The following is a 14,291-nucleotide window of genomic DNA, read 5'->3' as shown; positions in this document are numbered from 1 at the left end:
TATGGCCGGCTTTCTTTTTTTACCCTTAAGGTAAAATTAAATACTTTGAAATCTATAACTGCATCCAATGCTGGTTTTGTTTCAACCAGAGCCGGGCTTTGGCCGCATCACTGTTAAACTTGCCGACTAAAGTCCAAAAGCTTTTGCTGTGATTCATATAGACCAGATGCGCCAGTTCGTGCACCACCACATACTGAGCCACCCACTGTGGCGCCATCAGTAAACGCCAGTTAAAACTCAGCACACCGGATGAATCGCAACTGCCCCACTTGGCTTTAAAATTACAAACCCGCACTTCACGGCTTTTAAGCGACATTCGCTGCTGCTCTTGCTGCACTTGTTGCTCAAACCACAGCTGTGCCTGCTGCAGATAAAACTCACTGACCAGCTTTTCCATCCATTTCTGCTGGCTTTGGGCTTTGTTACGACTCGACAACTGCAGCCATAAACAATCGCCATCCAGGCTAAATTGATTAACCGAATCCTGCACTATTTTCAGCTGCAATTTATCGTCAAACAACGGAATTTGCCTCTGTTCCAGCCAACCCACTTCGACTGGTTGTTGCTGCTGACTCAGATGTTTGTCTATCCAACCTTTTTTCTGCTGAATAAGCTGCTGAATAAATTGCAGATCGCAACCTGTAGGCGCACAAACCCATAGCTGGCCTGACTGAATTTTCAGCTGAATACTGCGCCTTTTGGCGGAAAACTTTAACTGGTAGGCGGGTAACTCAGAACTCACAACATCCAACTCATCAATACAAAGCCATAGCTTAAAGTTTGTCGGCGGACTGAGCAAGCAGCTGTTCACGCCAAGGCCGACAAAATGCTAGTATGCAGCTCAGACGCTTTTACTCTTATATGGACCAGAGAATCACCATGAAAATTATCTCTTTTAATATAAATGGCTTACGCGCCAGACCCCACCAAATCGAAGCTTTACTGGCTAAACATTCTCCTGATTTTGTCGGTTTGCAGGAAATCAAAGTTCATGATGATGAATTCCCGCTCGAAGAGATGCAAAAATTTGGTTACCACTTGTATTACTTTGGCCAAAAAGGCCATTACGGTGTCGCTATTCTGAGTAAAAAGCCTGCGCTGTCGATGTTATACGGCTTCCCAACGGATGCACCTGACGCACAGCGTCGCATGCTGATTGGCACTTTCGCACTGGAAAACGGTAAAACCCTGACCTTGTTAAACGGTTATTTCCCACAAGGCGAAAACCGTAGCCACGAAACCAAGTTCCCGGCCAAACAAAAGTTTTACGCAGACTTACAGCAGTATTTAATCAGCCACCACAGCCCAGACGATTATGTGGCCGTGATTGGTGACATCAATATCTCTCCTGAGGATTTAGATATTGGCATAGGTGAAGCCAACGCCAAACGTTGGTTAAAAGAAGGGAAATGTTCATTTTTACCTGAAGAGCGTGAAATGTTAGCCACTTTAAAAGGCTGGGGTTTAATCGACACCTTCCGTGCTTTACACCCACAAGCGACTGAAAAATACAGCTGGTTTGATTACCGCTCTAAAGGTTTTGATGACAACAGAGGCCTGCGTATTGATGTAGTAATGGCGACAGCACCACTGGCCGCCTTATGTACAGAAAGTGACGTAGATTATGAACTGCGTGCATCAGAGCGCCCTTCTGATCATGCACCAGTCTGGTCAACCTTTGATCTGAGCTAAGCTATGTTGGCTGCATTTTGCCTGCTGCTGATTGCAGCTTTAGTCTTCAACCCTGACTTTTGGCGCGATTTGCAGCAAAAAGCAGTGCCCTGGCCTGTAGCCGGGGCCAGCGTCTGTGTGCTGGCATTGTTGTGGCAAACCGATGCAATAGTGCTGGACGCTCTATCCATCCATTTTCTGGCATTGACCACTTTAGTATTGGTATTTGGCTTTCGTTTAAGCACTTTGCTTTTTCTGTTGGTTATGGCGCTGCAGTGGCTGATGACCACCCAGCCTCTTGATCAACTGCTGTGGACTTTAGCTTGTGGCTGGTTGGTGCTTGCTCTGAACTACGCGATTTACTTGTTGTGTTTTCATTATCTGCAGCGACAATTATTCGTCTATCTTTTTGTCGCGGCCTTTTTAAACAGCGCTCTGGGGTTGGTGGTCTTTATGCTGTTGCAAGCCTGGCTTCAGGCTGACCAATACAGCTCACATCAGTTGTATGAAGGCTATCTGATTTTTATTCCGTTGGCCGCTTTACCTGAAGCTTTGCTCAATGGCATGGCCATGACGTTATTGGTTATTTACAAACCAGAGTGGGTCTATACCTTTTATCAACGAATTTACTTGTCAGAAAAATAAAGCAGACGACTGGCTTATAGCCAGTCGCGAAGGAAAGTTTTGTCCAACTGCCCAAAAGCTTGTTTTAACAGCAAGGCTAAATCCGCATAACGCAACTTGTGTTGCGGGTTTTGGGTTTGCAGCCCCTGAGCCTGCATTTTTTGTTTAATTTCACCATACCAGCTACTCAAGCCAGGCGGTAATTCGGTTTGAGACCGCTTCCCTAACCAATACCAGCCTTGAAATGGCATAGACAAAATGAACAGCATCATGGTCAAAATCAAAGGCAATTGGCTTGAACCCAATTGATTAAACTGCACCAATGCTCCTACCACAGCTACTACTGGTAAAGTTTTTTGTGCAAACACAGTCATACGGATAACTTTGTTTTCCGGAAAAACTGAATTTAATTCAAGTACTACAGGCCAGTCACGGCTGTACTGCAGTCCCGCTTTGAGTGTCGAAAACATAGCTGACATTGCAGGAACTCCTCTTAAGAATAGGTCGATATGCCACAAAGTCGTTGGTTCGGAGTCTACCCCCTGCATCTACTATCGTCCAGCTTTGGCAGAAACTAAAGGTAAAATCGTCCATGTCAGAAAATATTCTATAACGCCTGTAAAAAACACCAAAATCGGTAACATATTTAGAACACGAAGGGCTCAAAAGTTTTACGCAGAAAGTTTCAGATTGAGGACGAAAACTATCACTTTCCCGCCTTTGCATAACTATTTGCGAAAGGGCAAACTAAACAAATTTTGTGCCATTAGTATTTATCATTATATTTCAATGAATTAAGTCAGTTAAACATAACAACACACAAAGTTATCCACAGAATCTGTGGACAACAGTAACAAAGAAAACAAAAGGCTTTCATCGTTTTGTCATTAAAACTGACCTCGACTTATCAGCTTTTCATGACATTTTTATGTTCAAACCAGAAAAATGTACTGTTTTGTTCGACTCCCCTGCTCTGTATAAGTTCTGGGGCATCCGAAAATAGCTGTAAAAATAATGAAACAACTGAACATAGGAAATCTTCGCCAAATTCTGTTTTTTTCGTTACTATCGGGCTATGCCCCTTTAAATGTCTTTGCTCATGTTCAGCCCTTTTAGTCTGTTGCACTGGCACACCAGTCTGGATCCGCAATTAAAGTTAAGGATCAGAAGCCCGGTTGACGCATTTAGTCATCACCGTATAGCCAGCCATGATGTACTTATATCTTCTGGTTTACAGGGCGACGGGTTATGGCTTGAATTACGGGGCACGACCTTATACAGCCCCTTTAGCGGTGTATTTAGCAGGAAAAATCAGACGGGGCAGTCTATTCAGTTCAGCCATTCCAGTGGTTTGAAACTGGTACTGGATTTTCCGCTGTATTGTCAGGATAAACATGGTGTGGGTTTCCACTGGCTGGTCAATGAACAGACCAATGTACAGGCAGGACAACAGTTGTTGCATTACGATAAAGCGCTGCTAAGTCAGCCAGGCCAAAGCTTTGGATTATTTTTACGTATTGCCCCTCACCCCAAAATTCATAGTATTCATTGCCGTGCAGGTTATCATCAGGCGCTACAGGATGACTTGTTGGCTATTCAATTGGTTAGCGCTTAGGATTTATGGCTTTATGACCCGCATTTATGGCATTAAAAATTGTGACACCATTAAAAAAGCCCGCAAGTATCTGGAACAGCAGCATCTGCCTCATCAGTATATTGATTATCGTCAGGACGGTATCAGCGCTGAACTCTTAGCAGATTTTATGCAGCAACTTGAGTGGCAACAGTTGCTGAATACCAAAGGCACCACCTACAGAGCTTTGCCTGATGCGGACAAACAAGAGATGACCGCAGAAAAAGCTGTGCAGCTGATGCTGGCACAACCTGCGATAATCAAAAGACCCGTACTTGAGCACAATGGCAAGTTTTATCTTGGTTTTTCAGAACAACAGTATCAGACTTTATTTGGGATCTCCGCATGAGCACAGCCGTACTCGACCTGACCAAAGATTTAATCAGCCGCCAGTCGGTTACACCTGAAGATGCAGGGTGTCAGCAACTGATGGCAAAACGCCTTGAAGCTCTGGGTTTTACTATTGAGTCGATGTTTTTTGAAGATACGCTCAATTTATGGGCACGCAGAGGTCAGGGCAAACCTTTGTTCTGTTTTGCAGGCCATACCGATGTGGTGCCGACTGGTCCGCTGGATCAATGGACCAGCCCGCCATTTGAACCCGAAATTCGTGATGGCATGCTCTACGGCCGCGGCACCGCCGATATGAAAGGTAGTCTGGCGGCCATGGTGGTGGCGACAGAACGCTTTTTAGCGACTAATCCAACACTTACAGGTGACATTGCCTTTTTAATTACCAGCGATGAAGAAGGCCCTTTTATCAATGGTACCAAACGTGTCATTGAAGTACTGGAAAGCCGTCAGGAAAAAATCAAATGGTGTTTAGTGGGTGAACCATCCAGCACTAAAACTCTGGGTGATGTGATTAAAAATGGCCGTCGTGGGTCTTTAACAGGTTATCTGACTGTCAAAGGGGTTCAGGGTCATGTGGCTTACCCACACCTGGTGGATAACCCTATTCACAAAGCAGCTCCTGCGTTGGCCGAACTAGCCCAAACTGTGTGGGATCAGGGCAATGCGTTTTTCCCTGCCACCAGTTTTCAGATTTCTAATATCCATGCCGGTACTGGCGCCACCAATGTGGTGCCAGGTGATGTACAGCTAACCTTTAACTTCCGTTACAGCACTGAAGTCACAGCTGAACAATTGCAACAACGGGTGCTTGCCATTTTAGAAAAACATGGACTGAACTACAGCATCGACTGGATCCTCAATGGTCTGCCTTTCCTGACCGACAGTGGTGAACTGGTGGCAGCTGCTGTGCATGCAGTGCAACAAGTCAAAGGTTATGCGCCATCACTGGAGACGACTGGTGGTACATCAGATGGTCGTTTTATTGCTCCTACAGGAGCTCAAGTGCTGGAGTTAGGGCCTTGTAATGGCACCATTCATAAAATTAACGAATGTGTCGCAGTGGCCGATTTAGAGCCTCTAGCCGATATGTATCAACATATACTGCAGCAACTGGTTGCCAAATGAGTGTCGCCAAGCTTCTGACAGGCTTTGATGAAACTGCTCTGGTTGAACTGGAGCAGCGGCATCGATTATTGCCACAAGTCAAAGCCGCTTATATGCAGATGCAACAGGCCGCTGCTGCCGATGGCATTGAGTTGGCCCTGGTCTCCTCCTATCGCTCTTTTGCTCAGCAAGCGCGAATTTGGACGGCTAAATACACAGGCCAGCGCCCTGTCTATAACAAGGCGCAACAGCAAGTCGATATAAGTCAGTTAGATGGCTTTGCTAAAATTGAAGCGATTTTACTCTATTCTGCTTTACCTGGTGCCAGCCGCCATCATTGGGGCACCGATCTGGATGTTTTTGACAAAGCCCCTGTAGCGGCAGATTATCAGGTGCAGTTACTGGATGCTGAATATCAACAAGGCGGGCCTTTTTACGTTTTGGATCAATGGCTGCATCAGCATGCAGCAGGCTTTGGCTTTTTCCGGCCTTATCAACGAGATCAGGGTGGTGTGGCAAAAGAAGCCTGGCATTTGAGTTACCGTCCTTTGGCAGAAGACTATTTAAACTGCTTTGACGAGACTATGCTGTTCGATGCCATCACTCAAAGCGAGTTACCGGATAAAGCCCTGCTGCTCGAGCATATACCACTGATTTATCAGCGTTATGTTTGCAACATTTGTAAGGAATAAAAAATGACTGTGACCCTCTGGTGGACACTTCTTATTATTGCTGGTCTTGTACTGGCTAATCTGTGGCTGATGCGTCGTAACAAAAAACGCCTGCAGGAAGAACCCAAAAGAGAAGTAGGACAGAAAAAAACCGCTGAAGGTGGCGTTACCGGAACTATAGTGGCGGGCAGCGGCACGGATGGCAGCCGGATTAAACAAGTGGATACCGACCACCACCACAGCTCATCAGATGGTGGATCTGATGGCGGTGGCAGCAGTAGCGGTGATTAAGGTTTAGCGATTCGCTGTGCTCTGCAGCGTTTTAGCCTTTGTTATCAAAGCTGGAAAAACCTTTTAAGAAACGTTGCAGCTGATCTTTTAAGTTCGGCGGCACGCCCTGAATAATCAACAGATCTTTGTCCATATCGTAGCGGATGCGTTCGCCTAAATGCTTTTGTTCAAAGCTGATACTAACTCCACCGCCAGCGCCTGAGAACTTCACTAGCGTTTTTAACTCTTTGACATCCACAGGAAACTGCTCTGGCACTTCGATATTTTGTTCTGCACAGTAATCGGTAAAAGCCCGGGCGTCACTGCTGTCGATGGTGGCCGACAGTTCTTGCAAATGCACATCCAGGCCTTGTTTGGTTTGCTCTTCACAGTACTCATAGACTTGCTTGCGCACCGCAGATTTTTCGCTGGCATCGTAATCCGAGGCCGACAAATACTCTTCGACAGAAGCCAGCACCACTTTGCTTTGCTCTTTGGCGACCATGCCTTCGGCACAGCCTAAGAAATCGAGGAAAAAGTCGGCGACTTTACGCCCTGCCCGGCCACGAATAAAGGAAATGTATTTGTTTTGCTCCGGGCTGGTTTGGTATTCGGTTAAATCGATACGGGCTGCCAGTTGCATCCGGGCTATGTCCAGGTGCTGATCGGTGGAAAGTAATAACTCCGGTGTCACACTGAAGTGATCTTTGCTGCCTAATAAAGTCACCAGCACGTATTCTGTTGCCAGATAACGATAGTGACACAACATAAAATAGCCGGTTTCCTGAATTTGATGCTGTACCAGCTGCACGACGAGCTGGCTGGTGGCTTGTTCTGCCAGTTGTAAAAAGCTGCGTTCCTGCGCTTGCCACTGCGCTAAAGGCAGTGCCATTCTGTCCTGTAAATCATCAGAAAAGGTAGCGTAGCCTTTGGCAGGTTTGCCGTTGTAGGCCAGGTGCAATTGTTCAATTAAATGCGCTACAGATTGAGAAACTGGCACCAACTCCTGACGAAATTGCGCCTGCAACTGCTCACTTTCAGTACTTTCGATAAAATTTATTGCCAGATGCAACACATCAACGGACATATATTTTCCTGTTCTCAGCTAATTCTGCTAGTATTCCCCGCTGTTCCATTTTATTTCGAGCAGAGACCTTCATGCCTATTGTATCAAAGTATTCGACCAACCAAATTGAAAAGATCGTAAACAGTATTCTCGACCAATTACGTCAGCAAGATGCCAGCACCGAGCTGAGTCTGATGTGTTTAGGTAATACCATCAGCCATATTATCAATACCAGTGTCCCTGCCGCTCAGCGTGTGGATGTGGCGAATCATTTTGGTCAGGCGCTCAAAGACGCCGTCAACAGCAAGAAACAATAACTCTATGGTGCTGGAACAAAACCTGTCATTGGTCAATAAAGTAAACCGCCTGCTAAACTGGGGCCATTGGTTTACTTTTTTTAATATCCTGCTGGCACTGGTGATCACCGCAGCTTACTGGTGGGCTGAACCTCTGCCACAAAGCATCACTGGCTGGTTTTATCTGCTGACCAACTGGCTGGGCCATACCGCATTTTTATGTTTCTTGTTTTTTATTCTGACTATATTCCCTGTCACTCTTATTTTTCCGTACCAGCGCCATGTGCGGGGTATAGCCGCAGCTTTAGCAACTGTTGGACTGGTGGCACTGATTTTTGATGCTTACGTCTATCAGGCGCTTGGCTACCATGTCGGCAGCGCATCGAGCGAACAAACTATTGATTTACTACGTCAACAGGTCGTCACTAACCTGCGTAATTTTATTCTGATCACCACTGTGGTTTCAGCCTTGTTGCTGGCGATAGAGCTGGTGCTGAGTAACTTTTGTTGGAAAAAAGTACCACGTCTGCAAGCCTCTGGCGTAGGGCAACCCGCGCTTTATCTGTTTTTGGGCTGCTTTGTCGCCAGCCATACTCTGCACATCTGGGCTGATGCACAGTTGGATTTGGATGTGATGAAACAAGACAATGTGCTGCCTTTTACTTATCCGGCCACTGCCAATACCTTCTTAGCTAAATACAATGTGTTGGATTTATCCCGTTTAAAAGAAAGCAAAGCAGAGCAATTGCAGCGCCCAAGCAACTGGCGTGAGCCTGAAGCTTTACAATGTATCAGTCAGCAAAGCGAAGCTGTGACTGTACTGATCCTTCCCTCTTTGTCTGCAGCTGATATTGAACTTTTGGAGCAAAAAAAGTTTAAAGCCCATCAGCAACACTTTGCACCAGTAGACACTCAAAGTGCATTGCTGAACTTACTTTATGGCAGTATGCAGCTGAATAAAGACATGGTAGCCGCTTTGCAACAGGCTCCAGCCTGGATGGAACAGCTACCTGCCGGACAGCTGAGTATCAGTGCCAGCGATGCGGAATTTCAAAAACTACTGCCTTGGTTATCCTTATCGGAAAATGCAGCTGCGCCAGTGAAAGTGAAATTCAGTCGTGATTTAAGCGCAGAATTAGCTGTAAGCAGTACGGACAATCTGTTGGTGTTAACTATGAGCGCAGCAGAGTCACAGTTTGATCTGGCACCAGCACAGCTTTACAGCAGCTGGCCTGCACTAAATCGCGCTTTATCCAATACAGTGACTCAACATCTGGATTTGATCCCTACTCTGCTGGCTCAAATTGGCTGTCACAGCAACTGGCCTGGGGATAACTGGTTTAAGCCTTCCACTTACCCGAAGCTGAATTTATTGCCTCACCAGATGGTGAGCTTTAAAAAAGATAAAATGATTCTGGTGCGTGACGATGGCAGTTATGGCGTCTGGTCAGCTGGAACCTTAGTACCACTGAATGAAAAGCTGGATATTCCACAACTGACCGATGCATTAAAACGGGTGCAGCAACAGTAGTTATAAAATGAATAATAAAACCACCGCGAGGTGGTTTTTTTATTCATTGTCTCTATTGCAAACTTTTGGGTGCTTTGAGGATCCGATCACGTTTGCCCTGCAATTCAAGCTCTGCCAGATGAAATAAGTTGGTAAAGACCAGAGGCGGAGCTTCCCGCTGAAAGGTCTCCACAAAAGCAATGGTCGCTTCGGCAATCAGCTGGTTCACTTTCTGGTCATATAAGGAATACCCATCATAGCTGTAGGGTTCTTCCAATTCAGCTAGCTGGTGCTGCTTCTGCTTACGCATAAACCAGTTGATTAAAAACTCGTACTCTTTGACATCCAACAGCTCACGACAATCTAACCCCATCAGGGTTTCTCCTGTTTTTGCACCCAGCGCTGGACCTGCGGCCTTATTCTCAAAAAAGAAGCTATAAAGCCTGTCAGCGCACCAGGTGACGGGTGGTACTTTGAGTAAGAGTCCAAGCATACGCCAATAGGCAAACTGCGACCAGAGCGTAGCAAAAGCTGCAGCACCTTTGTAATAGACTTGACCGTTTACCCGCACATGCATACGCGCAAGCGCACTGCATCTGTCCAGCTCTGGTGGCAGCTGTGCATGTAAATCCGTTAAATCCAGCCAGATAATAGGCACCCTACTTTTCAGTGCGCGAAAGTAATTAATCTCTCGCCGGCACAAGGGACAACCGCCATCATAAAAAACTTCCAGTGAATTCATTTTATGCTCCTGTTAGCCAAAACAATACGTTCAAGCATCGTTTCAGGATCGGCTGAACAAAAAAAACGATAGCGGCGATTGGATTAATTCGTTTTCGATGAAAAGCGCTGCAGGCTAAGCTCCTTCCACATTAAGGTATCTGGAGCCACATCATGTTAAAAACTATGACTTTTGCTGTACTACATTTTAGCGTTGCTTTTAGCGTCACCTATTTATTAACCGGAGATCTGCTGGTGGGTGGTTTAGTGGCGACCATAGAGCCAGCCATCAATACTGTCGCTTACTTTTTTCATGAGAAAGCATGGAACCGTATAGCACTGCGGCAAAAGCAGCATCATCAACTACAAGCCTGAGTCACTCCATCTCAGGCTATTCACACCAGCTGCATTATTCCGACGAACAAGGTACACTAGCGCCCTTTTGATTTGTTCCGCGGATTTGTTATGGCCTTAAAGGCAACCATTTTTAAAGCAAGCCTTGCTGTGGCCGACATGTCGCGCCATCATTATCAGGACTATAACCTGACGTTAGCCCAGCACCCTTCTGAAACCACAGAGCGTATGATGTTACGTCTGCTGGCTTTTGCTTTGTGTGCCCATGAAGATTTAACCTTTGGTAAAGGCATTTCCGACGACGATGAAGGGGCTTTGTATCGTCAAAATCTGACCGGTGACTTTCAGTTGTGGATTGAGCTGGGTTTACCGGAAGAAAAACGTTTACGCCGAGCCAGTCATAAAACTCAGCAGCTGTTATTAATCGCTTACGGCGGTACTGCAGTGGATAAATGGTACAGCTCTGAGCAAAAAGCGCTAAGTCAGTTAAAAAACCTGACCATAGTGGCCGTTTCTCCAACTGACACAGTAGAGCTGGCAAAATTATGCGACCGTACTATGCAGTTGCAATGCACCATTAATGAAGGCCAGGTCTGGTTTGGCAATGCAGCCCAGAGCGTACAGGTCCAACTACAATTTATTCAACAGTCAAACCCAGCTTTGCTGGCATCGGAGTAATCACATGACCCAACTCGCCTTAGGCAAACTAAACAAACTGGCGGTAAAAAAACAGGTCGAATTTGGCGTGTACTTAGATGGCTTAAGCTGGGGTGATATTTTATTACCTAAACGTTATGTGCCCGCAGGAACTGAAATTGGTACAGTGCTTGAAGTACTGCTGTATCTGGACTCTGAAGATCAGCTGATTGCTACCACAGAAAAACCTTATGTGATGGTCGGTCAGGTGGCACAGCTCAAAGCTGTGGCTATCACCAAAGTAGGTGCCTTTTTAAACTGGGGTCTGAAAAAAGACTTACTGGTGCCTTTTAGCGAACAACAGATCCCGATGCAGCTGGATAAATATTATCTGGTGTACTGTTATGTCGATAAAAGTAACCGTATTGTCGCCTCTGCCAAACTGGACAGATACATAGGCAAAGACACGCCGGATTACCAACCAGGCGATGAAGTGCAGTTTTATGTCGCGTCACAAACCGACCTGGGCTATAAAGTGGTGGTGGATCATCAGCACTGGGGTTTATTGTATAAAAATCAGGTCTTTAAACCACTGCGTATCGGCTACAAAGGCACAGCTTATGTGCAAAAAATGCGTGATGATTTCCGTATTGATTTAATGCTGGATAAACCTGGTTACGAAAAAGCCCAGGCTTTTACTGATGTGATTTTAGAGCGCTTAAAACACAAAGGTGGCAGCTTGCCGATATCAGATAAAAGCACACCGGAGCAGATTTATGGTGAGTTTGGCGTCAGTAAAAAGATGTTTAAACAAGCGATTGGCGCTTTATACAAAGCGGGCAAAATAGTGATTGAAGCAGAAGCAATTCGCCTGGTTTAACATAGTAGGGGCGCGGTTTATCCGCGTCCGTTTCAAATGCCAATCCAATTCCAGTACAGTCAACGTAGCCATTTGATGGCATCGCTCGCTGGAAGAGCCTTAGCAAACCAATAACCCTGCCCGGCGTCACAGCCCAATTCTTTTAATAACTGCCGCTGTAAACTGGTTTCAACCCCTTCTGCCACTACCTTTAAATTCAGCGTTTTTGCCAGAGCTATCACCGTATTGACTACAGGATTGTCCTGAATACGGGGTTTCATATTGGCAATAAAAGAGCGGTCGATTTTCAGCACATCCAGCTTAAATTCGTTCAGGTAGCTTAAACTGGAATAGCCTGTACCAAAGTCATCCAGCAGCACCTTCACTCCATGCTGGCGCAGCTGCTTTAAGCACAAACGCGCTTGCTCAATATTTTCAATCAACGCTCGCTCTGTGATCTCAATCGCCAGATAACGGGCTGGTACATCCGCTTCAGCCAGTTTCTGGATCACAGCGGCAGCAAAGTCAGGTTCAGAAAATGCCAGACCTGACACATTGACACTGACATAAAATGGCATAGCGTAATTTTGCCGCCACAGCCTGATCTGCTCAATGCTCTGTCGCAAGACATAGTGGTCAATCAAACCTATCAGGCCATTTTTCTCAGCATAAGGAATAAACTCATCTGGTGTGATAGCGCCACGGCTTTGATGAGTCCAGCGGATAAGCGCTTCAAAACCTATGGTATCGTCCGTATCCAAACTGATAATAGGCTGATAATGCAGCATAAAATGCTGTTTTGCCAAAGCGGCTTTGATTTCCAGACCTAATCTGAACTCCTGACTCTCCTCCACTTTCATATCAGAGGAATAAATTCGGTAGACTCCGCGCCCATCTTGTTTGGCCTGATACATAGCGATATCAGCGCGACGAATAAGCTCATCAGCCGACTGCAATTGATCCTCAGAACTTGCCAGCGCTATGCCAATACTGCAGGAAGTCAACAACATATGTTCACCGACCAGTAAGGGCTGCTGTAGCGCCTGAATAATTCGTTGTGCCACATCCGTCACATCAGCAAGGCTGGCGACATCTTCAAGCACCACTGCGAACTCATCGCCGCCCAGACGGGCTAGCGTATCGGTCTGACGCATACAAAGCTTTAGGACCCGCCCTACCTGAATAAGAAAGGCGTCGCCGACCTGATGGCCCAAGGTATCATTCACTGTTTTAAAGCGGTCCAAATCTAAATACATCACGGCTAGATGATTAGCAGGAAAACGTTGCATACGCTTAAAGGCTTGGCCAATACGGTCCATCAATAAACTGCGGTTTGGCAAAGCAGTCAGAGCATCATGCAATGCCTGATGTTGCAAACGTTTTTCGGAAAACACCCGTTCCAGAGCATTGGAGATATGCTGGGAGACAAAGATCATCAGCTCAAGGTCACGCTCACTGTACTGAATGTTGGCGACATAACTTTGCACCACCACCACACCACGTACTGTATCACTGGACTGGAAAGGCACACCAAGCCAGGATTCAGGTTCAGAGCCATAAGTGCGGACTTTGTGTTCACGGTCAAAATCGGCCATTTGCTGACGACAAATCAGCAGCGGCTGTTTAGAGCGAAACACATGTCCTGTCAGACTGTGTTCCAGTACGTCAGAGCCATACACCTGATTAGGGTCTATTTCATCTTCAGTGTCAGCAAAATAAGGGAACTGTAAGGTTTGAGTTTCATCATCAAACAAAGCAATAAAGAAATTCGGCGCATAAATCAGCGAGTTAACAATTTGATGGAGTCGCTTGTAAAAGCTGGAGAAGTCGTTGGCAAAATAGGAGAAAGAGGCAATTTCGTACAAGGCTTTTTGTAATCGCTCAGCGTATTCAAGTTTACTGACCGATGATTCCAGAGTGTCCAGCATCTGCGACTTTCGAAGTTTGCTGGCCAGAATAGAGGCTACTACTTCCAGAATTTGCTGATGCTCAACACTGAAATAGTTAATTTGCGAGTGCTCACAGTCAAGCACTCCCAGCAGGTCTTCTCCATCCATAATAGGCACAACGAGTTCAGATAAACTCGGCACTAAATCAGCCATATAATGGGGATCATCTCTGGTATCAGAGACCAATACAGATTGTTTGATACTGGCAGCGTAGCCGACCAGACCATCCCCTACTTTCAGCTCAGAAATGCCTAAATGAGAGGGTAAATCACGAGTACCGGTACCAGCTTTACGCACCAGCGTCTCGCCATCGGTAGCCAGTATAAAAATGGCACAATCGACAAAACCTAAGCCTGCCACGACATGTTTCGCAGCATAATTAAGAATGTCATCCGCGCCCGTCAACTCATGCAGATCAATGGCAAACTGATTAATTAAGCTTAGTCTGGCATTTTCTTGCTGTAACTGCTGGAGTTGAGCGTGAAGGACACTGATATCAGTTTGAGGCTGGGAAGTGATCACGGTCGTCATACAGACTCTACTACATTAATCCGTAGAAAGTTATAAACGACCG

General features: G+C 46.0%; 17 protein-coding genes. 12 read left to right on the top strand and 5 right to left on the bottom strand.

Annotation, left to right across the window (positions count from 1 at the left end; all coding sequences use genetic code 11):
• Positions 1 to 52: 52 nt before the first annotated feature.
• Positions 53 to 742, bottom strand: coding sequence for a M48 family metallopeptidase (locus tag OM978_RS08760; RefSeq protein ID WP_264346461.1), 690 nt, complete (start codon positions 740 to 742; stop codon positions 53 to 55).
• 137 nt (positions 743 to 879) lie between these two features.
• Between OM978_RS08760 and xthA the strand changes: the two genes are divergently transcribed.
• Both xthA and OM978_RS08750 read left to right on the top strand, forming a co-directional pair.
• The gene (gene xthA / locus OM978_RS08755; protein ID WP_264346460.1) at positions 880 to 1,692 is read left to right on the top strand and encodes an exodeoxyribonuclease III; all 813 of its coding nucleotides are present in this window, start codon (positions 880 to 882) and stop codon (positions 1,690 to 1,692) included.
• Between the two features lie 3 nt (positions 1,693 to 1,695).
• Positions 1,696 to 2,316 (top strand): energy-coupling factor ABC transporter permease, encoded by a 621-nt coding sequence (locus tag OM978_RS08750; protein ID WP_264346458.1) that lies wholly within the window; start codon positions 1,696 to 1,698, stop codon positions 2,314 to 2,316.
• A 14-nt stretch (positions 2,317 to 2,330) separates the two neighbouring features.
• Here OM978_RS08750 and yfbV read toward each other — a convergent pair whose 3' ends face one another.
• Positions 2,331 to 2,774: a terminus macrodomain insulation protein YfbV gene (gene yfbV, locus OM978_RS08745; RefSeq protein ID WP_264346457.1), complete on the bottom strand. Its 444-nt coding sequence runs from the start codon at positions 2,772 to 2,774 to the stop codon at positions 2,331 to 2,333.
• 620 nt (positions 2,775 to 3,394) lie between these two features.
• On the opposite strand from yfbV, the gene OM978_RS08740 reads away from it, so the two are divergent.
• Genes OM978_RS08740 through OM978_RS08720 form a run of 5 tightly spaced genes read left to right on the top strand, consistent with a single transcriptional unit; the run spans position 3,395 to position 6,348 of the window.
• Positions 3,395 to 3,910, top strand: a complete 516-nt coding sequence (locus tag OM978_RS08740; protein ID WP_264346456.1) for a PTS glucose transporter subunit IIA — start codon at positions 3,395 to 3,397, stop codon at positions 3,908 to 3,910.
• A 13-nt stretch (positions 3,911 to 3,923) separates the two neighbouring features.
• Entirely contained in the window at positions 3,924 to 4,277 is a 354-nt protein-coding gene (locus tag OM978_RS08735) for an ArsC family reductase (RefSeq protein ID WP_264346455.1), read from the top strand.
• On the top strand, positions 4,274 to 5,407 hold the full coding sequence (gene dapE, locus OM978_RS08730) for a succinyl-diaminopimelate desuccinylase (protein ID WP_264346454.1): 1,134 nt from the start codon (positions 4,274 to 4,276) through the stop codon (positions 5,405 to 5,407). Before OM978_RS08735 ends, dapE begins: the two co-directional genes overlap by 4 nt.
• Positions 5,404 to 6,078 carry a M15 family metallopeptidase gene (locus OM978_RS08725; RefSeq protein WP_264346452.1) on the top strand — a complete coding sequence of 225 codons (675 nt, stop codon included), beginning with the start codon at positions 5,404 to 5,406 and terminating at the stop codon, positions 6,076 to 6,078. Before dapE ends, OM978_RS08725 begins: the two co-directional genes overlap by 4 nt.
• Before the next feature lie 3 nt (positions 6,079 to 6,081).
• Positions 6,082 to 6,348, top strand: a complete 267-nt coding sequence (locus tag OM978_RS08720) for a hypothetical protein (RefSeq protein ID WP_264346451.1) — start codon at positions 6,082 to 6,084, stop codon at positions 6,346 to 6,348.
• Between the two features lie 31 nt (positions 6,349 to 6,379).
• Here the strand turns inward: OM978_RS08720 and yejK are convergent, their stop codons facing one another.
• Entirely contained in the window at positions 6,380 to 7,414 is a 1,035-nt protein-coding gene (gene yejK, locus OM978_RS08715; protein WP_127021906.1) for a nucleoid-associated protein YejK, read from the bottom strand.
• Positions 7,415 to 7,485: 71 nt separating this feature from the next.
• Between yejK and OM978_RS08710 the strand changes: the two genes are divergently transcribed.
• Positions 7,486 to 7,710: a DUF1414 domain-containing protein gene (locus OM978_RS08710; RefSeq protein WP_264346449.1), complete on the top strand. Its 225-nt coding sequence runs from the start codon at positions 7,486 to 7,488 to the stop codon at positions 7,708 to 7,710.
• A gap of 4 nt (positions 7,711 to 7,714) precedes the next feature.
• On the top strand, positions 7,715 to 9,220 hold the full coding sequence (locus OM978_RS08705; RefSeq protein ID WP_264346447.1) for a DUF3413 domain-containing protein: 1,506 nt from the start codon (positions 7,715 to 7,717) through the stop codon (positions 9,218 to 9,220).
• 52 nt (positions 9,221 to 9,272) lie between these two features.
• On the opposite strand, the gene OM978_RS08700 is transcribed toward OM978_RS08705, so the two are convergent.
• Positions 9,273 to 9,941, bottom strand: coding sequence for a thiol-disulfide oxidoreductase DCC family protein (locus OM978_RS08700; RefSeq protein ID WP_264346445.1), 669 nt, complete (start codon positions 9,939 to 9,941; stop codon positions 9,273 to 9,275).
• 152 nt (positions 9,942 to 10,093) lie between these two features.
• On the opposite strand from OM978_RS08700, the gene OM978_RS08695 reads away from it, so the two are divergent.
• The 3 genes from OM978_RS08695 (at position 10,094) to OM978_RS08685 (ending at position 11,789) form a co-directional block, all read left to right on the top strand.
• Positions 10,094 to 10,294 (top strand): DUF2061 domain-containing protein, encoded by a 201-nt coding sequence (locus OM978_RS08695; RefSeq protein WP_127684533.1) that lies wholly within the window; start codon positions 10,094 to 10,096, stop codon positions 10,292 to 10,294.
• Positions 10,295 to 10,384: 90 nt separating this feature from the next.
• Positions 10,385 to 10,951 (top strand): YaeQ family protein, encoded by a 567-nt coding sequence (locus OM978_RS08690; protein WP_264346444.1) that lies wholly within the window; start codon positions 10,385 to 10,387, stop codon positions 10,949 to 10,951.
• A gap of 4 nt (positions 10,952 to 10,955) precedes the next feature.
• A complete protein-coding gene (locus tag OM978_RS08685) occupies positions 10,956 to 11,789 on the top strand; it encodes a S1 RNA-binding domain-containing protein (protein ID WP_264346442.1) in 834 nt (277 codons plus the stop codon).
• Between the two features lie 59 nt (positions 11,790 to 11,848).
• Here OM978_RS08685 and OM978_RS08680 read toward each other — a convergent pair whose 3' ends face one another.
• The gene (locus OM978_RS08680; protein ID WP_264346441.1) at positions 11,849 to 14,248 is read right to left on the bottom strand and encodes an EAL domain-containing protein; all 2,400 of its coding nucleotides are present in this window, start codon (positions 14,246 to 14,248) and stop codon (positions 11,849 to 11,851) included.
• Positions 14,249 to 14,291: the final 43 nt, after the last annotated feature.

It is taken from the genome of Rheinheimera sp. MM224 (assembly GCF_947090785.1).
Lineage (GTDB): Bacteria > Pseudomonadota > Gammaproteobacteria > Enterobacterales > Alteromonadaceae > Pararheinheimera.
Note: the sequence above shows the minus strand (reverse complement) of the source record. Positions and strands in the feature narration are given on the sequence as shown.

Excerpts from the sequence above, each read along its gene's own strand:
- xthA (WP_264346460.1), top strand. The coding sequence starts at position 880 with ATGAAAATTATCTCTTTTAATATAAATGGCTTACGCGCCAGACCCCAC.
- OM978_RS08750 (WP_264346458.1), top strand. The coding sequence starts at position 1,696 with ATGTTGGCTGCATTTTGCCTGCTGCTGATTGCAGCTTTAGTCTTCAAC.
- yfbV (WP_264346457.1), bottom strand. The coding sequence starts at position 2,774 with ATGTCAGCTATGTTTTCGACACTCAAAGCGGGACTGCAGTACAGCCGT.
- OM978_RS08740 (WP_264346456.1), top strand. The coding sequence starts at position 3,395 with ATGTTCAGCCCTTTTAGTCTGTTGCACTGGCACACCAGTCTGGATCCG.
- OM978_RS08735 (WP_264346455.1), top strand. The coding sequence starts at position 3,924 with ATGACCCGCATTTATGGCATTAAAAATTGTGACACCATTAAAAAAGCC.
- dapE (WP_264346454.1), top strand. The coding sequence starts at position 4,274 with ATGAGCACAGCCGTACTCGACCTGACCAAAGATTTAATCAGCCGCCAG.
- OM978_RS08725 (WP_264346452.1), top strand. The coding sequence starts at position 5,404 with ATGAGTGTCGCCAAGCTTCTGACAGGCTTTGATGAAACTGCTCTGGTT.
- OM978_RS08720 (WP_264346451.1), top strand. The coding sequence starts at position 6,082 with ATGACTGTGACCCTCTGGTGGACACTTCTTATTATTGCTGGTCTTGTA.
- yejK (WP_127021906.1), bottom strand. The coding sequence starts at position 7,414 with ATGTCCGTTGATGTGTTGCATCTGGCAATAAATTTTATCGAAAGTACT.
- OM978_RS08710 (WP_264346449.1), top strand. The coding sequence starts at position 7,486 with ATGCCTATTGTATCAAAGTATTCGACCAACCAAATTGAAAAGATCGTA.
- OM978_RS08705 (WP_264346447.1), top strand. The coding sequence starts at position 7,715 with ATGGTGCTGGAACAAAACCTGTCATTGGTCAATAAAGTAAACCGCCTG.
- OM978_RS08700 (WP_264346445.1), bottom strand. The coding sequence starts at position 9,941 with ATGAATTCACTGGAAGTTTTTTATGATGGCGGTTGTCCCTTGTGCCGG.
- OM978_RS08695 (WP_127684533.1), top strand. The coding sequence starts at position 10,094 with ATGTTAAAAACTATGACTTTTGCTGTACTACATTTTAGCGTTGCTTTT.
- OM978_RS08690 (WP_264346444.1), top strand. The coding sequence starts at position 10,385 with ATGGCCTTAAAGGCAACCATTTTTAAAGCAAGCCTTGCTGTGGCCGAC.
- OM978_RS08685 (WP_264346442.1), top strand. The coding sequence starts at position 10,956 with ATGACCCAACTCGCCTTAGGCAAACTAAACAAACTGGCGGTAAAAAAA.
- OM978_RS08680 (WP_264346441.1), bottom strand. The coding sequence starts at position 14,248 with ATGACGACCGTGATCACTTCCCAGCCTCAAACTGATATCAGTGTCCTT.